The sequence below is a fragment of the Streptomyces sp. NPDC111520 genome (genome assembly GCF_055635295.1).
This window is the reverse complement of record NZ_JBVKBW010000004.1, coordinates 206,591-222,287: the sequence shown is the minus strand read 5'-3', so window position 1 is coordinate 222,287 and position 15,697 is coordinate 206,591. Positions and strand designations below refer to the sequence as shown.

Below are 15,697 nucleotides of genomic sequence, written 5' to 3'. Positions count from 1 at the left end.
CGCCCGTGATATGAACCTCGCAGGACGGAACTGGCACAAATCGGGCGGGCTCTGGGTCGACGCCCGGACAGCCGACGGGCGGAAGGCGGGTGGGCATGCCGCACTACGATCTGGTGGTCCTCGGGGCGGGAAGCGGCAACATGCTGCTCGGGGAGGAGTTCGCGCACCTGCGCCGTGCGATCGTCGAACCTGGCCGGTTCGGCGGTACGTGCCTGAACCGGGGCTGCATCCCCAGCAAGATGTTCGTCGTCGCCGCCGACGCCGCCGAGAGCGCCCGGGCGGCGGCGCGGCTCGGGGTCCGCGCCACCGTCGAACCGGTGGACTGGAAGACCGTCCGCGACCGGGTGTTCCGCCGTATCGACCCGCTGCACGCCTCCGCCGTGGACTACCGCCGCGACCACGGCATCGACGTCTACACCGACGAGGCGCGCTTCGTCGCACCGAAGGTGCTGCAGGTGGGCGGGGAGCGGATCACCGCCGACACCTTCGTCGTCGCGGTCGGCTCGCGTCCCGACGTGCCGGACATCCCCGGACTGGACTCCGTGCCGTTCCACACCTCCGACACCATCATGCGGATCGAGGACGCCCCCGCGTCCCTGGCCGTCATCGGCGGCGGCTTCATCGCGGCCGAGTTCGGCCACGTCTTCGCCGCGTTCGGTTCGGAGGTGACGATCGTCCAGCGGGGGCCCCGCCTGCTGATGGCGGAGGACGAGCAGGTGTCGGAGCGGTTCACCGAGCTCGCGGCCCGGCGGCACCGCCTCCTGCTCGGCGCCACCGTCGCCTCCGTCGAGCGCAGCCCCGGCGGGGTCGAGGTGAGCGTGACCTGCCCCGACGGCGACCACGTCGTCCAGGCCGAGACGCTGCTGGTGTGCACCGGCCGCCGGCCCAACAGCGACCGGCTGGACGCGACCGCCGGCGGGCTGGAACTCGACGAGCACGGCCACATCGTGACCGACGACAGCTACCGCACGTCCGTGCCGGGGGTGTGGGCGCTGGGCGACGTGGTGAACCACTTCCAGCTCAAGCACATGGCCAACGCCGAGTCCCGGGTCGTGCAGCACAACCTGCTGCACCCCGGCGACCTGCGCACCCTCTCCAACCGGATCGCTCCGCACGCGGTCTTCACCAGCCCGCAGATCGCCGGCTTCGGGCTGACCGAGCAGGAGGCGCGCCGCCGTGGCGTCGAGTACCTGGTGAGCGTCCGCGACTACGCGGACACCGCCTACGGGTGGGCCCTGGAGGACACCACCAGTTTCGTGAAGGTCCTCGCCGACCCCCGCGACCGCAGGATCCTGGGCGCGCACATCATCGGTCCCCAGGCCGCGACGCTCATCCAGCCGCTGATCCAGGCCATGGCGCTGGGGCAGACGGCCGACCAGGTCGGCCGGGACGTGCTGTACATCCACCCGGCGCTCACCGAGGCCGTAGAACAGGCGCTGCTGGAGCTGTAACCCGAGCCGGCCCGGAACGGTCCCGCCCGAGACGGGACCGCTCCGGGTCATGCCGTGGCAGCTCCGCGGGCTACATCTTCATGCCGCTCTGCATGTGCTTCATGTCGTGCGTGTCCATTCCCCGGCCCATGTCCATCAGCATCCGGTGGATGTCGTGGACCGGCGACGGCATGACGACGAAGGGCCGCATCATGCCCTCGTCCTCGTGGTCGAGGAGGTGGCAGTGGTACATCACCTTGCCGGTCTGGTCGGCGAGCCGTCCCGCCACGGTGACCAGGGTGTTGGCGTTGACGGTGATGGTGTCCTTCCAGCCGGACTCCTCGGGGGCGACCGGCACCGGCGCGCCGAGGGTGATGGGCTTCCTGGTCCGCGCGGTGGCGAAGTCCAGCCCGGAGGTGTCGGCGGCCCGCCGGTCGACGACCTGGAAGTTCATCAGGTGGATGTGCATCGGGTGGTAGATGGGCACGCCCTCGGGGGCTGCGCTGATGAAGTGCCACTTCTCCCAGGTGCCTGCGGCGGCGAAGAAGGTGGTGGTGTCCTCGAACATGGTGCCCGTGCGGCGCAGCGTCCGGGTGCCGCCCGGCATGTCGACGGTGACGATGCCGGTCCCCGGTGCCGTGCCGGACGGAACCTCCTCCATCTCCCAGATCTGGGGCATGGCACCGGTCGTGTCGAAGCCCAGCAGGACGAAGCGCTCGGTGGCGTCCTTGGGCACGTCGGCGAGGGAGAGCTTGCGGAACGACTTCGACAACGTTGTCGGGAGCGGGTGGAGCGCGCGGCGCTTCTTCTCGACGCGGAACTGCATGACCTCGGCGTGGGGGATCAGGAAGTCGGGCAGGTCGGCGCCGGCGGTCTGACCCGGGATCGTGTTGACGAGCTTGAGCTTCCTGCCGGGGAAGGCCGCGAAGTCGACGACGACGTCGGCGCGTTCGGCGGGCGAGAGCGAGAGCGCCTCGTCGATCGTCTGCGGCCTGCCGAGCAGGCCCATGTCGGTGCCGATGAGCTTCATGGCGCCGCGCACGACCCTGCCGGTCTCCTCGTCGACGACGACGAGGCGGTAGATGCGGGCACCGGAGACGTTCACCAGCCGGAAGCGGTAGGCGCGGGCCTGGACGTCCAGGTACGGCCACACCACGCCGTTGACCATGGTGAACGGCGCCAGGCTCGCCAGGGCGGGCGGGATGGTGCCCGGCATCGGCATCGAGCCGGGGCCCAGGATCCGCTTGGCGAGCACCTGGCCGGTGAGCCGGCCCTGGGCGTCGGTGTCGAAGTTCACGTCCTGGATGGTCAGCGGGATCTCGTACTCGCCGCGGGGCAGACCGAGCCGGTCCTCCTCCGCGTCGCGCACCAGGTAGTTGCCGACCAGGCCGGACTGGACGTTGAGCGAGGTCACCGCCATGGCGTGGTCGTGGTAGAAGAGGTGCGTCGCCGCCTGGTCGTTGGCGTACTCGCCCAACTGCCCGTTGCCTGCGGTGACTCCGTACTCCGCGGCGCCGTCGCTCAGGGCGTTCTGGTGACCGCCGTGCACGTGGACGGTGGTCCAGGCGGTGAGCCGCTCGACCTCGGGGCGGGGGGACGCGCCCTCGGAGCCGGGCCGGTTGTAGGGCAGCAGACCGGGGCCGGGGCCCTCCGCCTCCACCCACACCGCCTTGAGCGGCGTCCTGCCCTTGAGCTTGTTGTTCCAGGCGATGCGGACGCGCTCGCCGCTACGGACCTCGAGGGTCGGGCCGGGGAAGTGGCCGGCGTAGGTCCACATCCGGGTGGCCGGCATCTGGGAGTGCATCCGGACCCGGGACTCGACCATGTCGATCTCCGTGATCCCATGGCTCTTGGGGCGCAGCGTCGGGGGTACCCGCAGCGGGTCGAGGAACGGCTTCAGCGTCGTGAACGTGGGCTCGTTCACGCCCTGCAGCGCGTCGGCCGCCTCCGCCGTGCCCTGGAGGACGCCGGTGGAGGCGAGGACACCGGTCCCGGCGACGGCGACGGCGGCAGCGGTGGCCCCGGCCATGCCGAGGACGGTCCGCCTGCTGGTCGTTGACATGAGAGTGCTCATCCTGTTCTGGGTGGTACGGGTGCGGGGGGCCGGGCCGCGAAGGGCCGCGCAGGTACTCCCCCGGGTCCGGGGAGCGGTGTTCCGCGCGTCTGCGGGCGGCGCGGCGGTGCCGAACGGACGACGGGCGCCCTCGGGAGGTGCGGTACGGGGCGGACGCGGTCGGTGCCGCCGGCGGCCCGGCGTCCCGTGTCAGGGCGGGTACGCGGGCCTGCCGGCGGTCCCGGCAGGGTTCCTGCCGGTCCGGCGCCTGATGAGCGCGCATCGTCGCGGTGGGTTCGCCACCTCGGTGCGGCACTCGTACCCGGGCGGTCTCCCGGCCGGTGCCGAGCTTCCCCGCAAATTATTTGCTCGGTCAAGCAAGTAGAACATTCGATCACTTGTACGTGCAAGTAGCTTGATGCGCCATCAAACGGGCCGCGGCCGCGCCGGACGGGCGGGGGTCCTGCGCCCTCCGTTCCGGCGTCCCGTGGCGGACGCCGGAACGGAGGGCGCAGGCTCAGCCCAGGTAGAAGTCCCGGCGGGCGGCGCCGAACTGCTCGACGGTCCGGGCGGGCACGCCCGTGGCGCGCTCGACGTCGTCCGACGTCCGGTCGCTCCTACCTCCCGGACGGCGAGGCGGCGGCCACCGGTGCGGGCCGCTCCGGACGGGACGCGGGCGGTGTGCCGCCCAAGGGCGACCGGCCATCCGCGCACCTATACTCGCGGGGAGGGAGCCGTTCGATGACGAGCAACAGCACGCTCGGAGAACACCGCCGCGAGGGCGGGCCCGCACGGACCGGGGGCACGGGTCTCGAGGAGGTCCTGCACGGTGCCGTGCGCGAGACCCTGTTCCGGATGGACGCCGTGTCCGCGGCGGTCTACCTGCTGGGCCGGGAAGCCTCCGAGGTGCGCGCGGCGATGATCGCCGGCAGCCCGCCGTCCTGCTACACGATGCCGTGCCGTATGGCCATGGACATGCCGCGCGCCTCGACCCGGGCCGTCGCCACGGGCAAGGTGGCGGTCCTGCCCGATCCCGACCCGGCCGAACCGGGCGAGACGTACGCCCTGCCCTACCCCTACGCGGCGATGGCCGCGCCGGTCACCGCCGACGGGCGGTGCTTCGGCGCGCTCACCGTGCTGCGCGTGGAGAGCCACGGCGGCTTCGGCCCCGCGGACCGCCGGGTGCTCCAGGAGGTCGCGGACGCGCTGGCCACGGCTCTCGCCGGGCTCGCACGCGCCGGCACCCCCATCACGGCCGGCCCCTCGCCCGCCCTCGTACCGGTGTTCCACTCGAGCATCCGCACCCCGGGCTGGGGGGTGCGCGGTGTCCCCGGCTCGGCCGGCGCCAGCCTGATGTACCCCCTGCGGCACTTCGCGGAACGGCTCAACGAGGCGATGAGCGTGGACCAGCTCATCGCGGCGGCCCGGGACGCCGTCCTGTCCCCGTTCGGCGCCCGGGCCCTGGTGCTGGCCTCGGTGAGCGCGGGCCGGCTGTGGGTGCTGGGGCACGACGGACCGTCCTCGGCCATGGTCCGCGAGCTCCACGGCGCCCGGCTCGGCGCGCGCACCCCGGCGGTGGAGGCCGTCCGCGGGCACGCGCTCTTCCTGCCCGAGGGGCCGCCGCCGGAGACGGGCTCGGGCCGGCAGCGTGCCGGGCCGCCCGCCGCGGCCTACCTGCCGCTCGTCGTCGGGGGCAGGTCCTTCGCCGTGGCGTCCGACGCGAACCCGCACGTCGTCGGCGTGTGCTGCCTGGAGTTCGCGGGCCCCCGCGCGTTCCCGCCCGAGGAGCGCACGGTGCTCAGCATGATGGCCGGGATGCTGGGCGCCGCGGTGGAGCGGGTCGAACTGGGCGCCAGGCAGCGCGAGGTCGCGGAGCACCTGCAGCGCAGGCTGCTGCCCCCGGTCCTCTCCGAGTTGCCGGGGCTCGCCACCACCGCGCGCTACCGTCCCGCCCTCACCACCGTCCAGGTGGGCGGCGACTGGTACGACGTGATCAAGGTGTCGGACGAGCGGATGGTGCTCGTCGTCGGCGACGTCGAGGGCCACGACCTGGACAGCGCCGCCGTCATGGGCCAGGCACGCACCGCCCTCACCGCGTACGCCACCGAGGGCCACCCTCCCGCCGTGGTGATCGACCGGACGGGCCGGCTGCTCGCCGAACTCGGCACGGAGCAGCTCGTGACGTGCTGCGTCATCGCCCTGGACACCGGCGACGGCATGGCCGAGGTGGCCCTTGCCGGGCATCCCGCGCCGGTCGTACGGCGGCCCGACGGGAGCGTCGACACCCTGGACGCGCCGGCCAACCTCCCGCTGGGCGTCACCGCCCGGCACCCGTACCGCAGTTGCGAGCACAGGCTGGCGCCGGGGTCGGTCCTGATGCTCTACTCCAACGGCCTGACGGGCTCCGCCACCGGCGATCCCGGCGCGTGCGCCCTAGAACTGCTGCGCGCGGGCGGCCGGGAGGCGGGGGCCGACCTGGAGCAGCTGGCCGACCGCCTGGTCGCCGAGGTCTCCGCCCCCCGGTGGCGCGGCGACGACGCGGTGCTGCTCCTGGCCCGCTACGAGGGCGCCGTGGGCGAGGGCGCGCCGCGGACGGCCTGCCTGCACGTACAGCGCCGCGACCTGCACGGGGTCAAGGCGGCACGGGAGTTCGTCGACGAGCATTTGCGCTCGTGGGGGCTGGCGGACCTGTCGGACGCCCTCCGGCTGATCGCGTCCGAGATCGTGACCAACGCCCTCGTCCACGCCGGCAGCGACGTCGACGTCCGGCTGCGGGCCTTCGAGGACCGCGTGCGGCTGGAGGTGCGGGACTCCGACGGCAATCCGCCCGTGCCCTCGCCGCTGACCCTGGACGAGGAGGAGAACGCCGAGGCCGAGCACGGCCGGGGCCTGCTCATCGTGGAGGCCCTCGCCGGGCAGTGGAACACCTCGCCCAACGGGCGCGGCAAGACCGTCTCCCTGGACCTGCCCGTACCGGGCGCCTGACCGGGCCGGGCGGAGCGGCGGACCGGCCCGCGGAGCCGTCAGTGCGGACGGACGTGGTTGTGGTGGGCGTCGTCGTGGGCGGCGTGGTCGTGGGCGGCGTGGTCGTGGGCGGCGTGGTCGTGGCCGGCGGGCCGGCCGGACAGGGTGCGGGCGCGCGTGGTGACCTCGTCCGCGCGGACCACGTCCCGTTCGGTGAGCACGTCCTCCAGGGCGGCGAGCCACAGCCGGTAGTAGTGCCATGGCTCGTCACCGGCAAGTCCGTTCTCCCATGCGCGGATGCGGGCGATCAGCGCGGCCCGGAACCGCGGCCAGTCGAAGGCACCCGCCTCGTGGAGGCCGACGGCCATGCCGAAGGCGCGGCTCTCCCAGGGCTCGGCGAAGACCAGCTCGCCGTTGGCGCGGGGCGGGGCGGCCGGGCCGTCGACGTCCAGGGGCGCGGTCACGGCGCCGTCACCTTCGCCACGCCGACCATGGCGTCCCGGGTCACCAGCGGCACGAGTTCCTCCTCGGTCAGGTGCTCCGTGCCGGCCGGGCGTTCGGGCAGCACCAGCCAGCGCACCTCGCTGGTGGAGTCGCGGACGGTGATCGCGACGTCGTCGGCGAGGTCGAGGCCCATCTCCGAGAGCACCGCGCGCGGTTCGCGCACCACACGCGAGCGGTAGGCGGGATCCTTGTACCAGCTCGGCGGCAGCCCGAGCACCGGCCACGGGTAGCAGGAGCACAGGGTGCAGACCACCACGTTGTGGGTGGTGGGGGTGTTCTCGACGACGACGATGTGCTCGCCCTGCGGACCGGAGAAGCCCAGTTCCGCGATGGCCGCGGTGCCGTCCTGGAGCAGCCGGCGCCTGTACTGCGGGTCGGTCCACGCCCGGGCGACCACCTTGGCCCCGTTGAGCGGGCCCACCTGGGTCTCGTAGGTGGCGATGATCGTGTCCATCGCCGCCGGGTCGATCAGGCCGCGCTCGGTGAGCAGTTGCTCGAGCGCCTCGGTGCGCAGGGCCGGGGAGGGGCGGTCGTCCGGGCCGCTGGTGGGGGTCATGAACGGGGCTCCAGGTAGCTCTCGAACAGCTCGGCGGTGACGGAGAAGGGTTCGGTGCCGGGGCCCCACAGTTCGCGGGAGTCGAACCGGACCGAGTAGACGTGCTGCGGGTTCTCGCCCAGGAAGTGCGCGTGGGTGTCCGGCAACAGCGCGGCGGGCTGCACCCGTTCGACGACGCCGGCGCGTCCGCGCAGGTAGCCCGGCAGCCGCGTGTGCCCGGGCGGGGACATGTCCTTCGCCCGGACCGGCTCGTCGACGGCGAAGGCCGGCGGGGTGTCCACCGTGCGGAGCGACCCCGGGGCGGTGGGGGTGTAGTCGGGGCGGACCGGTTCGGGGAACGGCGGCTCCGCGAGGCGCTCGCCACGCAGGTTGCGGGCGCGGGTCCCGACCGCGCTGGGCGCGAGGACGGCGGTCTCGGTGAGCACCAGCTCCGCGGCGTTCAGCCACCGGCCGTAGTAGCCCTCGTCCAGGTAGGCGGCCCGGTCCAGCCGTTCCGTGGCGTGCCGGAAGGCGTCCACGTTGTAGCCGGCCACCCGGATGGAGAGGAGCGCGAGCGCGAACGCCCGCGCCTGCCAGGGTTCCGCGAAGACCGGTTCGCCGGGTCGTGGCGGCCGGACGGGCCCCCATCCCCGGGTACCCCCCATGTCGGCGATGCCCTCCATGGCGTGCCCTTCCGTGTGCCGGGATCACTGGCACACCAGCTTGGCCCGTGGGCGGCGGGCACTGCCGCAGACACGGCCCGGGTGGCCTCCGGTTCCATCCGATGGGCCGTCAGGCTCCCGTCCTACCGCGGGGCGAGGAACTCCCGGGCGCCGCGCAGCCGGGTCCGTATGAGCCGCCGGGTGGCGGCGCTGTCGAGGCGGACGTCGAGGGGGCCGGGCACGGGGCCGTCGGCACGGCGCCCGGCGGGCAGCGCGGTGGCGTCGAGGCCGTCGCGCCGGGCGATGAGGGCACCGAGTTCGTGGCGGCTGAGGGCGTCCGTCCCGGCGAGGTGGAACACCCCGGAGGCGTCGGAGGCGGCGAGTTCCCACAAGGCGGCGGCGAGGTCCGCGACGTGTACCGGGCAGCGGACGTCGTCGGTGAACAGCGCGCCGTCGCGTACGCCGGCGGCCAGGTCGTGGACCAGGCGCTCGTGCACCGACCCGCCGTCGCCGATGATCAGCGAGGTGCGCGCGACGACGGCGGACGGCACCAGGAGCCGCACCGCGGTCTCGGCCGCCGCCTTCGCCGCGCCGTACGGGGTGACGGGGTCGGGCAGGCAGGTCTCGTCGTAGTGGACGCGGGACCCGGAGAAGACGGCGTCGCTGGAGACGTGGACGAGGCGGCAGCCGTGTTCCGCCGTGGCCAGTGCCAGCAGCACCGCGCCGTCGGCGGTGACCTCCCAGTCGCTGTAGCCGCTGGTGGCGTTGACGACGATGTCGGGCGCGACCTCGGCCAGCAGCTCGGCGGGGTCGCCGGGAGCGCGGAGGTCCAGGTGGTGCCACGGGACGCCGGGAACGCCACCGGGACGGCGGGAGCGGTACGTCGCGGCCGTGTCGAGGCCCGCGGCCACGGCCTGCCGTACGAGTTCCCTGCCCAGGAAGCCGCTGCCGCCGACGATGAGGACCTTCACGGGCCCCACCGTAGGGCAGCCGCGCGGCCGTGGGACCCGTCCGTCCCCGGGAACCTGCCGCGGCGGCGCCCTGCCGCCCCCTCCTGGGACCGTTCGCCGACGTCGTGACGGGCGGCGCGGTGCGGGAGACGGCCGGCGCGCGGTCGCGGTCCGGGGAGGGTCGTCCTCGCAGGGGGCCGGGGCCGGCGGCCGTGCTCGTCGCCTCGCAAGGATGGGCCGGGGGTCCGGCGCGGTGGCCGACCGCTGTGTCGCCGTGCCGCCGCCGACCGGCGAGCTGCGGTTCGTGGCGCCCCCAGGCGTTCCTGACGCGCCGGCGTCCGCTCAGCCGGCCGGGGGCGTGTCGTGTGCGGGGCGTCGTTGCCGGGGGACGACGGCGGAGAGGGAGGCGGCTGCGCCGGCTCGGGCGTGCGTGGTGTTCCAGGCCTTGATGACGGGGCGGCCGTGCTCGGTGCCGAGCCGGCTGACGGTGCCGGTGTCCAGGGCGAACAGCGAACCGGCGGACGGCGGCAGGCCGAGGCGGCGGGCGGTGAGGACGCGCAGGATGTGGCCGTGGGCGACGAGCAGCACGTCGCCCGCGTCGGGGTCGAGCAGCAACGGCTCGACACGGGCGAGCACGCGGTCGGCGCGGCGGCCGACGTCCTCGGGGCTCTCGCCGGGATGTTCCGCGCCGCCGGGGGCGACGCCGTCGGTCCACAGGTTCCACGTCGGTCGGGTGCGGTGGATCTCCGCCGTGGTGACGCCCTCGTAGCCCCCGTAGTCCCATTCGCTGAGGTCCGGGTCGATCCCGGCGACGGTGACCCCGGCGAGTTCCGCGGTGCGTACGGCGCGGCGCAGGGGGCTGCTCAGGGCGAGGGCGATGTCGTGCCCGCGCAGCAGCGGGGCGACCCGGGCGGCCTCGCCCTCGCCGTGCGGTGTCAGGGGGAGGTCGGTGTGGCTGGTGTGCTGCCGGGACAGGGTCCACGCGGTTTCGCCGTGGCGGAGCAGGAGCAGGTCGCCCATGGTCGTTCATCCACTTTCGGCACGGAGGAGGGGCGGTGCGGGTGGGGCGGTGCGGTGCGGGGAGGCGGTGCGGAGCCCGCGCCGGCCGGCGCGGGCTCCGGCGCTGACTAGGCCTGGTCGGCCGCGGAGGTGACGGCGTGGCCGCCGAACTGGTTGCGGAGCGCGGCGATCATCTTCATCTGCGGGGAGTCGTCCTGGCGGGAGGCGAAGCGCGCGAAGAGGGAGGCCGTGATCGCGGGCAGCGGCACGGCGTTGTCGATGGCGGCCTCGACCGTCCAGCGGCCCTCGCCGGAGTCCTCGGCGCGACCCCTGAGTTCGTGCAGGTGCTCGTCCTGGTCGAGGGCGTTCACGGCGAGGTCCAACAGCCAGGAGCGGATGACGGTGCCCTCCTGCCAGGAGCGGAACACCTCGCGCACGTCCGTGACGGAGTCGACCTTCTCCAGCAGCTCCCAGCCCTCGGCGTAGGCCTGCATCATGGCGTACTCGATGCCGTTGTGGACCATCTTCGCGAAGTGGCCGGCGCCGACCGCACCCGCGTGGACGAAGCCGAAGTCGCCCTCGGGCTTGAGGGCGTCGAAGACCGGCCGCACCTTCTCGACGTCCTCGGCCCGGCCGCCGACCATGAGGGCGTAGCCGTTCTTCAGGCCCCAGACGCCGCCGGAGACGCCGGCGTCGACGAAGCCGATGCCCTTGGCGGCCAGTTCCCCTGCGTGCTTCTCGTCGTCCGTCCAGCGGGAGTTGCCGCCGTCGACAACGATGTCGCCCGGTGCGAGGAGGCCGCCGAGCTCGTCGACCACGGACTGGGTGGCGGCGCCGGCCGGCACCATCACCCAGACCACGCGCGGTGCGTCGAGCTTGTCGACCAGTTCGGTGAGGCTGCCGACGTCGGCCAGGTCGGGGTCCCGGTCGTAGCCGACGACGGTGTGGCCCGCGCGGCGGATCCGCTCGCGCATGTTGCCGCCCATCTTGCCGAGGCCGACGAGTCCGAGTTGCATGTCAGGTGCTCCTTCTGTGTGTCGTGTGGGGGGTGGCCGGCGGGCGGCGCCCATCCGGGGCCGGGCAGGCGCCGCCGTGGGGTTTCCCCCGGTCAGTTGCCCCGGAGGGTGCGGTAGGCGGCCACCAGGGCCGCGGTGGAGGGGTCGAGGCCGGGTACGTCGGCGTCCCCGGTCAGGGCGGGTTCGACGCGCTTGGCCAGGACCTTGCCGAGCTCGACGCCCCACTGGTCGAAGGAGTCGATGTTCCACAGGGCGCCCTGGACGAAGACCTTGTGCTCGTAGAGAGCGATGAGCTGGCCGAGGACCGAGGGGGTCAGTTCGGTCGCCAGGACGGTGGTCGTCGGGTGGTCGCCGCGGAAGGTGCGGTGCGGGACCTGCTCCTCGGGCACGCCCTCGGCGCGGACCTCGTCGGCGGTCTTGCCGAAGGCGAGCGCCTGGCCCTGTGCGAACAGGTTGGCCATCAGCAGGTCGTGCTGGGCGGCGAGTTCCGGGGCGAGTTCGGCGGCCGGGCGGGCGAAGCCGATGAGGTCCGCCGGGATCAGCTTCGTGCCCTGGTGGATCAGCTGGTAGTAGGCGTGCTGCCCGTTGGTGCCGGGCGTGCCCCACACGACGGGGCCGGTCTCCCACTCCACGGCCCGCCCGTCGCGGTCCACGGACTTGCCGTTGGACTCCATGTCGAGTTGCTGGAGGTAGGCCGTGAACTTGGACAGGTAGTGGGAGTACGGCAGGACGGCGTGCGACTGGGCGCCGAGGAAGTTGCCGTACCAGACGCCGAGCAGACCGAGGATCAGCGGGGCGTTGGACTCGGCGGGCGCGGTGCGGAAGTGCTCGTCGACGGTGCGGAAGCCGTCGAGCATCTCGCGGAACCGCAACGGGCCGATGGCGATCATCAGGGAGAGGCCGATCGCCGAGTCGTAGGAGTAGCGGCCGCCCACCCAGTCCCAGAACTCGAACATGTTGTCCGGGTCGATGCCGAACTCACGGACCTTGCCGGTGTTGGTCGACAGGGCGACGAAGTGCCGGGCGACGGCCTTCTCGTCCCCGCCGAGCCCGGCCAGCAGCCAGCCGCGCGCCGAGGTGGCGTTGCTGATCGTCTCGATGGTGGTGAAGGTCTTGGACGCGACGACGAACAGCGTCTCGGCCGGGTCGAGGCCCTGCAGGGCCTCGTGGAGGTCCGCGCCGTCGACGTTGGAGACGAAACGGAACGTCAACGAGCGGTCGGTGTGGGGCCGCAGTGCCTCGTACGCCATGGCGGGTCCGAGGTCGGAGCCGCCGATGCCGATGTTGACGACGTTCCTGATCCGCTTGCCGGTGTGGCCGGTCCACTCGCCGGAGCGCACCCGGTCCGCGAAGGCGGACATCCTGTCGAGCACCGCGTGGACCTGCGGCACGACGTTCTCGCCGTCCACCTCGATCACGGCGTCCCGGGGCGCGCGCAGGGCGGTGTGGAGGACGGCCCTGCGCTCGGTGACGTTGATCTTCTCGCCGCGGAACATGGCGTCGCGAAGCTCGAACACGCCGGTGGCGTCCGCCAGTTCACGCAGCAGGGCGAGGGTCTCGTCCGTGACGAGGTTCTTGGAGTAGTCGATGCGCAGGTCGCCGACCTCCACGGTGTACCGCCCCGCGCGTGCGGGGTCCGCCGCGAACAGCTCGCGCAGGTGCGGTCCCGGCCCGGTGGCGTCGCGGTGCTCCGCCAGTGCTGCCCACTGCGGGCGGTGGCTCGGTCCGGGGGTGTCAGGCATCGTGCTTCTCCTGGTTCTCGTGCTGGTGCGCGCGCTGCGGCGGCACCGGTGCGGCCTTCGCGGGGCCGGGCTTCGGGGGCTTCACGGCGGAGGCCTTCGGCGGGGCGGCGGCCTTGGTGCGGGGCGCCTTGACCTGGGCCCGGAGCGCGGCGGCGTAGGCCTCGTCGGGGTCGAGGCGGCGGAGTTCCTCCGCGATGAGCTCCGCGGTGGACCGGACCTTCAGGGCGAGGACGCGGGTGGGCTGGCCGGGGATGGACAGCCGGGCCACGGCGCCCTCGGGGCGGTCGATGAGGATGTCGCCGTCCGGGGTGCGCAGCCGGACCGCGGTGACGACGGGGCCGTCGGTGACGACCTGTTCGACGGGCACCCGCAGCCGGTCGGCGAACCAGCGGGCCAGCAGTTCGGCGCTGGGGTTGTCGGACTCGCTCTCCACGACCGCGGAGGTGACCCGGGCCGGGGCCTGGTCGAGCGCGGCGGCGAGCATGGAGCGCCAGGGCGTCAGCCGGGTCCAGGCGAGGTCGGTGTCACCGGGTGCGTACGAGCCGGCCCGGGCCGCCAGCCGCTCCAGCGGGCGGTCGACGGCGTACGCGTCCGTGATGCGGCGCTGGGCGAGCGCGCCCAGCGGGTCCTTCGCCGGTGTGTCGGGGGCGTCGGCGGGCCACCAAACGACGACGGGGGCGTCGGGCAGCAGCAGCGGCAGCACCACGGAGTCGGCGTGCTCGGCGACTTCGCCGAACAGCCGCAGCAGCACCGCCTCGCCGGATCCGGCGTCCGAGCCGACGCGGACCTCGGCGTCGACGCGGGAGGGGGTGTGCCGGCGGGTGGTGCGCGACGGCCGCCTGATGACGACGAGGGTGCGCGAGGGGTGCTCCTGCGCCGCCTGCTCCGCCGCCTTGAGGGCGTCGTGGGCGTTCTCCTCGTCGGTCACGATGACCATCGTCAGCACCATGCCGACGGCGGGTGAGCCGATGGCGCGGCGGCCCCGCACCAGGGCCTTGTTGATGTGGCTCGCCGTGGTGTCGGTCAGATCGATCCTCATGGCCTGCGCCAGCTCCGTCCGTCTCGTGCGAGCATCTCGTCGGCTTCCGCGGGGCCCCAGCTGCCCGCGGTGTACTGCGCCGGCCGTCCGTGGGTGTCCCAGTACCGCTCGATCGGGTCGAGGATCTTCCAGGACTCCTCGACCTCCTGGTGGCGGGGGAAGAGGTTGGCGTCGCCGAGCAGCACGTCGAGGATGAGCCGCTCGTACGCCTCGGGGCTGGACTCGGTGAAGGACTCGCCGTAGGCGAAGTCCATGGTCACGTCGCGTATCTCCATCGACGTCCCGGGCACCTTCGAGCCGAAGCGCACCGTGATTCCCTCGTCCGGCTGGACGCGGATGACGATGGCGTTCTGCCCGAGTTCCTGGGTGGCCTCCGGGTCGAACGGGGAGTGCGGGGCGCGCTGGAAGACGACCGCGATCTCGGTGACGCGGCGGCCGAGGCGCTTGCCGGCCCGCAGGTAGAAGGGGACGCCCGCCCAGCGGCGGTTGTCGATCTCCAGCTTGACGGCGGCGTAGGTGTCGGTGATGGAGCCGGGGTCGATGCCCTCCTCCTCCAGGTAGCCGTTCACCTCCTGGCCGCCCTGCCAGCCGTGCGCGTACTGGCCGCGCACGGTGTGCGCGCCCAGGTCGCCGGGGAGCCGTACCGCGCGCAGCACGTTCAGCTTCTCGGTGAGGAGGGACTCGGCGTCGAAGGAGGCGGGCTCCTCCATCGCGGTCAGCGCGAGGAGTTGGAGGAGGTGGTTCTGGATGACGTCGCGGGCGGCGCCGATGCCGTCGTAGTAGCCCGCGCGGCCGCCGATGCCGATGTCCTCGGCCATCGTGATCTGCACGTGGTCGACGTAGGAGCGGTTCCACAGCGGCTCGAACATGGTGTTCGCGAAGCGCAGCGCCAGGACGTTCTGGACGGTCTCCTTGCCGAGGTAGTGGTCGATCCGGAAGACCTGCTCCGGGGCGAACACCTCGTGGACGAGCGCGTTCAGTTCGCGGGCGCTGGCCAGGTCGTGGCCGAAGGGCTTCTCGATGACAGCGCGCCGCCAGGAGCCCTCGGGGGCGTCGGCGAGCCCGTGCTTCTTCAGCTGCCGCACGACCTTGGGGAAGAACTTCGGCGGCACCGAGAGGTAGAACGCGTAGTTGCCGCTGGTCCCGCGGGCGGCGTCCAGCTCGTCGACGGTGACGGCCAGTTGCTTGAACGCGACGTCGTCGTCGAAGTCGCCGGGAATGAAGCGCATGCCCTCGGCGAGTTGCTGCCACACCTCCTCGCGGAACGGCGTACGGGCGTACTCGCGCACCGAGTCGTGCACGACCTGGGCGAAGTCCTGGTCCGCCCAGTCGCGGCGGGCGAAGCCGACGAGCGAGAAGCCCGGCGGCAGCAGCCCGCGGTTGGCGAGGTCGTACACGGCCGGCATCAGCTTCTTGCGGGACAGGTCACCCGTCACGCCGAAGATCACCAGCCCGGACGGCCCCGCGATGCGCGGCAGCCGCCGGTCGGACGGGTCGCGCAGGGGGTTGGACCACGGAGTGCCGGGTCCGGTCGTGTCCTTGCTCATCGCGCGTCGGCTCCCTTGCCGTTCAGTGCGGTTGCGACGGCCTGCAGCAGTTCGGCCAGGTCGCCGGAGGCGATGCGTCTGCGCGACAGGTCGTCGAGCCAGACCGAGACCCCCTCGGGGGCCAGACGCTGCAACGGTTCCGCGGTTGCGGTTGCTTCTTGGTTCACTGTGATCATCTTCTTTCTGCGCTCGCGTCAACCGCGTGGGGCCCCAAAGGATTCCCGACTGCGTGGGGCGGCGTTTCCGCAGGTGACGG

12 protein-coding genes and 1 pseudogene are annotated in these 15,697 nt (G+C 73.2%); 2 read left to right on the top strand and 11 right to left on the bottom strand.

Features of this window, described 5'->3' with window-relative positions; translation table 11 throughout:
- Positions 1 to 95: 95 nt before the first annotated feature.
- A complete protein-coding gene (locus tag ACZ7MY_RS11330; RefSeq protein ID WP_499601115.1) occupies positions 96 to 1,451 on the top strand; it encodes a mycothione reductase in 1,356 nt (451 codons plus the stop codon).
- A 70-nt stretch (positions 1,452 to 1,521) separates the two neighbouring features.
- Here ACZ7MY_RS11330 and ACZ7MY_RS11325 read toward each other — a convergent pair whose 3' ends face one another.
- Complete coding sequence (locus tag ACZ7MY_RS11325; RefSeq protein ID WP_499601114.1) at positions 1,522 to 3,492, bottom strand: multicopper oxidase family protein; 1,971 nt, start codon at positions 3,490 to 3,492, stop codon at positions 1,522 to 1,524.
- Positions 3,493 to 4,224: 732 nt separating this feature from the next.
- Here ACZ7MY_RS11325 and ACZ7MY_RS11320 point away from each other — a divergent pair.
- Positions 4,225 to 6,468 carry a SpoIIE family protein phosphatase gene (locus ACZ7MY_RS11320; protein ID WP_499601113.1) on the top strand — a complete coding sequence of 748 codons (2,244 nt, stop codon included), beginning with the start codon at positions 4,225 to 4,227 and terminating at the stop codon, positions 6,466 to 6,468.
- A 38-nt stretch (positions 6,469 to 6,506) separates the two neighbouring features.
- Here ACZ7MY_RS11320 and ACZ7MY_RS11315 read toward each other — a convergent pair whose 3' ends face one another.
- The 10 genes and pseudogenes from ACZ7MY_RS11315 to ACZ7MY_RS11270 all read right to left on the bottom strand — a co-directional run.
- Complete coding sequence (locus tag ACZ7MY_RS11315; protein ID WP_499601112.1) at positions 6,507 to 6,911, bottom strand: nitrile hydratase accessory protein; 405 nt, start codon at positions 6,909 to 6,911, stop codon at positions 6,507 to 6,509.
- A complete protein-coding gene (gene nthA, locus ACZ7MY_RS11310; protein WP_499601111.1) occupies positions 6,908 to 7,507 on the bottom strand; it encodes a nitrile hydratase subunit alpha in 600 nt (199 codons plus the stop codon). Before nthA ends, ACZ7MY_RS11315 begins: the two co-directional genes overlap by 4 nt.
- Positions 7,504 to 8,169, bottom strand: a complete 666-nt coding sequence (nthB, locus tag ACZ7MY_RS11305) for a nitrile hydratase subunit beta (protein WP_499601110.1) — start codon at positions 8,167 to 8,169, stop codon at positions 7,504 to 7,506. The genes nthA and nthB overlap by 4 nt, the downstream gene beginning before the upstream one ends.
- 122 nt (positions 8,170 to 8,291) lie before the next feature.
- Positions 8,292 to 9,119: an SDR family oxidoreductase gene (locus ACZ7MY_RS11300; RefSeq protein ID WP_499601109.1), complete on the bottom strand. Its 828-nt coding sequence runs from the start codon at positions 9,117 to 9,119 to the stop codon at positions 8,292 to 8,294.
- A 321-nt stretch (positions 9,120 to 9,440) separates the two neighbouring features.
- Positions 9,441 to 10,118 carry a histidine phosphatase family protein gene (locus tag ACZ7MY_RS11295; RefSeq protein ID WP_499601108.1) on the bottom strand — a complete coding sequence of 226 codons (678 nt, stop codon included), beginning with the start codon at positions 10,116 to 10,118 and terminating at the stop codon, positions 9,441 to 9,443.
- Positions 10,119 to 10,225: 107 nt separating this feature from the next.
- The gene (gene gnd, locus ACZ7MY_RS11290) at positions 10,226 to 11,113 is read right to left on the bottom strand and encodes a phosphogluconate dehydrogenase (NAD(+)-dependent, decarboxylating) (protein WP_499601107.1); all 888 of its coding nucleotides are present in this window, start codon (positions 11,111 to 11,113) and stop codon (positions 10,226 to 10,228) included.
- 92 nt (positions 11,114 to 11,205) lie between these two features.
- Entirely contained in the window at positions 11,206 to 12,855 is a 1,650-nt protein-coding gene (gene pgi, locus ACZ7MY_RS11285; RefSeq protein WP_499601106.1) for a glucose-6-phosphate isomerase, read from the bottom strand.
- Complete coding sequence (gene opcA / locus ACZ7MY_RS11280; RefSeq protein WP_499601105.1) at positions 12,848 to 13,894, bottom strand: glucose-6-phosphate dehydrogenase assembly protein OpcA; 1,047 nt, start codon at positions 13,892 to 13,894, stop codon at positions 12,848 to 12,850. Before opcA ends, pgi begins: the two co-directional genes overlap by 8 nt.
- Entirely contained in the window at positions 13,891 to 15,441 is a 1,551-nt protein-coding gene (gene zwf / locus ACZ7MY_RS11275) for a glucose-6-phosphate dehydrogenase (protein WP_499601104.1), read from the bottom strand. The genes opcA and zwf overlap by 4 nt, the downstream gene beginning before the upstream one ends.
- Positions 15,442 to 15,482: 41 nt before the next feature.
- Positions 15,483 to 15,617, bottom strand: a pseudogene (locus ACZ7MY_RS11270) (transaldolase); the annotation flags it as partial.
- Positions 15,618 to 15,697 lie beyond the last annotated feature (80 nt).